General features: G+C 74.4%; 6 protein-coding genes. 5 read left to right on the forward strand and 1 reads right to left on the reverse strand.

What is annotated here, in order from left to right; all coding sequences use genetic code 11:
- Positions 1-969, reverse strand: a 969-nt coding sequence (locus tag SSBG_RS11505; protein WP_008746312.1) for an MFS transporter, incomplete at its 3' end; no start/stop codon positions are given.
- 109 nt (positions 970-1,078) lie between these two features.
- Between SSBG_RS11505 and SSBG_RS11510 the strand changes: the two genes are divergently transcribed.
- From SSBG_RS11510 to SSBG_RS11525, 5 genes are all read left to right on the forward strand, one after another.
- A complete protein-coding gene (locus SSBG_RS11510) occupies positions 1,079-1,687 on the forward strand; it encodes a TetR/AcrR family transcriptional regulator (protein WP_037869504.1) in 609 nt (202 codons plus the stop codon).
- Positions 1,684-2,214 carry a hypothetical protein gene (locus SSBG_RS11515; RefSeq protein ID WP_008746314.1) on the forward strand — a complete coding sequence of 177 codons (531 nt, stop codon included), beginning with the start codon at positions 1,684-1,686 and terminating at the stop codon, positions 2,212-2,214. The genes SSBG_RS11510 and SSBG_RS11515 overlap by 4 nt, the downstream gene beginning before the upstream one ends.
- Positions 2,215-2,227: 13 nt before the next feature.
- On the forward strand, positions 2,228-2,584 hold the full coding sequence (locus SSBG_RS11520) for a VOC family protein (RefSeq protein WP_008746315.1): 357 nt from the start codon (positions 2,228-2,230) through the stop codon (positions 2,582-2,584).
- 159 nt (positions 2,585-2,743) lie between these two features.
- Positions 2,744-2,956: a sigma factor gene (locus tag SSBG_RS33655; protein ID WP_008746316.1), complete on the forward strand. Its 213-nt coding sequence runs from the start codon at positions 2,744-2,746 to the stop codon at positions 2,954-2,956.
- On the forward strand, positions 2,938-3,252 hold a 315-nt coding region (locus SSBG_RS11525; protein ID WP_267880261.1), incomplete at its 3' end, for a sigma factor-like helix-turn-helix DNA-binding protein. The genes SSBG_RS33655 and SSBG_RS11525, both read left to right, overlap by 19 nt.

Genomic DNA, 3,252 nt, shown 5'->3' on the forward strand with positions numbered 1-3,252 from the left:
GAGGAGCAGCCCCGCGCCGAGCGCGCCCTCGCCCCGTACCTGCTGCCAGTAGAGCGGGAGCAGCAGCATCGCGCCGTACAGGCTCGTGCCGCCGAGGAACAGCAGGGCGGCGGAGGCGGCGGGCGCGCGGTGGCGCAGGAGTCGCAGGTTGATGAGCGCGTGCGGGCGCGGCAGCGAGCGGGCGACGAAGGCGAGGACGAGCACGAGCCCGGCGAGCAGCGGTACGAGCACGCCCGCGCTGCCCCCGACCCGCGAGAGGCCGTACAGGAACGCGGCGACGCCCGGCGAGAGCAGCAGCAGCCCGGTGACGTCGAGGCCGGGGCGCGGGGCGTCGGGCGCGGGGCGGTCGTCGGGGAGGTCGCGGTGCGCGAGTACGGCGCCGACGAGGCAGAAGGGGATGTTCACGAGGAAGAGCCAGCGCCAGCTCGCGACGCTCAGGATGAGGCCGCCGAGCACCGGCCCGAGAATGGGCCCGAGCGCGGTGGGCAGGGTCACGGTCGCCATGACGCGGCCGGTCTCGCGGCCCTTCGCGGCCTGCATGATCAGCGTCGCCATGAGCGGCATCATGATGCCGCCGCCGATGCCCTGGACGACGCGGAAGGCGATGAGCGCGGGCGCGTTCCAGGCCAGCGCGCTGAGTACCGAGCCGAGCAGGAACACGAGGAGCGCGCCGGTCCACAGGCGTTTGCCGCCGACCCGGGCCTGGGCCCACTTTGCGAGCGGGATCGTGACGAAGACGGCGAGCAGGTAGCCGGTGCTGACCCACTGGACCGTGGCGAGCGAGGCGTGCAGGGAGCGGCCGAGGCCGTCGAGCGCGACGGTGACGATCGTGGTGTCGAAGACGACGGCGAGCGCCCCGACGACCACGGTGAAGGCGAGCCGCCAGACGGCGGGATCGACGGGAGCGGGCCCGCCGGGCGCGGAGCCCGGCGGCGCCGGGGAGGAGGAGCGGGAGAGGTGTGCGGGCATGACGGGCCACCGCCTTTAGATATAGAGTCCTATCTAGAGCTTGCGAGACCGAGAGTAGGCGCCGATTTTTAGATAGGCAAGTCTATCTAAAGGGCAAGGAGGTACGAGGATGGCCGAGCGGCGACGCGGGGCCGCCCTGGAGCGGGCGCTCCTGGACGCGGCGTGGGAGGAGCTGACGGCGCGCGGGTACGCGGGCTTCACGATGGACGCGGTGGTGCGCCGCGCGGGCACGAGCCCCCCGGTCCTCTACCGCCGCTGGCCGGACCGCGACAGCCTCGTACGGGCCGCCGTCACCCACGTCCTGGAGCGCGCGCACCTCGACGTGCCCGACACGGGCGGTCTGCGCGGGGACCTCCTGACCCTGATGCGGACGATCAACGAGACGCGCGTGCGACTCATCACGGTTATGAACGCGCACCTCGCGGGTTACTACCAGGAGACGGGCACGAACCCGGGCGACCTCCTCGCCGAGGCCCGCGAGGCGAACGGCGACGTGATCTGGGAGCGGGCGCTGGCCCGCGGCGAGATCGCCCCGGGCCGCCTGACGGAACGGATCAAGCGGCTCCCCTTCGACCTGCTGCGCCACGAGATCCTCGTCTCCTTCGCCCCGGTGCCCGACGACGTGCTCGAAGAGATCGTGGACACGATCGTGCTGCCGCTCCTCGGGCGGGACGCCGCACCGGGCCCCGCCCCCTCTCCCGGAAGGCACCCCCGATGACGGACCCCGCGCCCGCTCCGGCCCCCCGCCTCCTCGCGGACTTCGACGCGGTGCTGCGCGCGGCGCCCGAGGAGGCGCGCGGAGCCCTGTGGCGCCTCGCCGAGCCCGCGCGCCAGCTCGACGCGAACCTGGTCCGGCTGGGCCCGGGCGAGGAGGTGGCCGCGCACCGCGAGGACGCGCTGGACGTACTGCTGCTCGTCGTGGCGGGCAGCGGTCACGCCGGGCCGGTCGATCTGGGCCCCGGCAGCGCGCTCTGGCTGCCGCGCGGGGCGACGCGCGCGCTGCGGGCGGGCGCGCACGGGCTCGCGTACGTGACGGCGCACCGGCGCAGGGCGGGGCTGGCGATCGGCGGCGCCAGGGCCGGGGCGGCAGGGCCCGCGGCCGGGGGCGCGCGGCGGGGGACGGCCGACGAGGGGGGCGAACCCGCGTGCCTGCTGCCGCTGGTGTGCCCGGGGTGCGGTCGCGTTTCGGCGGACACGCGCCCGGTGTTCTGCTCACAATGCGGGGAACGCTGGCCCACCGACTGAGAGGCGGCCCCCGATGGTCTCCGTACGCCGTGTCGTTCCGGTGCTCCGCACCTCCTCGCCCGCCCGCAGCCGCGCCTTCTTCGCGCTGCTCGGCATGGAGCAGGTGATGGACCACGGCTGGATCGCCACCCACGCCTCGGCCGCGACCCCGGCCGCCCAGCTCAGCACGACGACGGGTGACGCGACCGGTCCCGTCACGCCCGTGCTGAGCATCGAGGTGGACGACGTGGACGCGGCCCACGAGGCGCTGCGCGCGGGCGGCGTCGAGGTGCTGTTCGCGCCCCGGGACGAGGAGTGGGGCGTGCGCCGCTTCTTCGTGCGGGAGCCGGGGAGCGGCGAGGTCCTCAACGTGCTGGCGCACGCGGGCTGAGCGACGCCCCCGGCGCGCCGCCCCCGTGCCGTGCGCCGCCCCCTTCCCCGCCCCTCGCGAATTCATCATGAGAACCGGTGAACCGGACCGGGTCCCGTTCCGTATACCGGGTCGGCAGAGGCGCCGCGGGCGCCGAGCCGGGAGCGAGGAAAAAGGTCAGTGGCGGCATCCACGCCGGACGAGCAGCTGATGACGGCGCTGCACCGCGATCACTACGACGTGCTGCTCGCCTTCGCCTCCCGGTACACCGGCTCGCGGGAGCAGGCCGAGGACGCCGTCCAGGAGACGCTGCTGCGCGCCTGGCAGCGGATCGACGCCTGGAGGGCGCCTCGGTGCGCTCGTACCTCTTCACCGTGGTCCGCAACGTCCTGACCGACACGTGGCGGGCGCAGCAGGCGAGACCGCGCCTGGTGCACGACGAGGTGGCGCTCATGTCCGTCCCGTCCGGGGACGACATCGAGCTCGCCCTGGAGAGCCAGCTCGTGGAAGCGGCCCTGGGCCGCCTCACCGAGGACCACCGGGCCGTGGTGCGCCTGCTCTACTACGAGGGCCTGAGCGTCGCGGAGGCGGCCCTCCGGCTGACCGTCCCGGAGGGAACCGTGAAGTCCAGGGCGTACTACGCCGTGCGCAGCCTGCGCGCGGCCTTCGAGGAGATGGGGGTGCTCCAG

It is taken from the genome of Streptomyces sp. SPB074, from assembly GCF_000154905.1.
Lineage (GTDB): Bacteria > Actinomycetota > Actinomycetes > Streptomycetales > Streptomycetaceae > Streptomyces.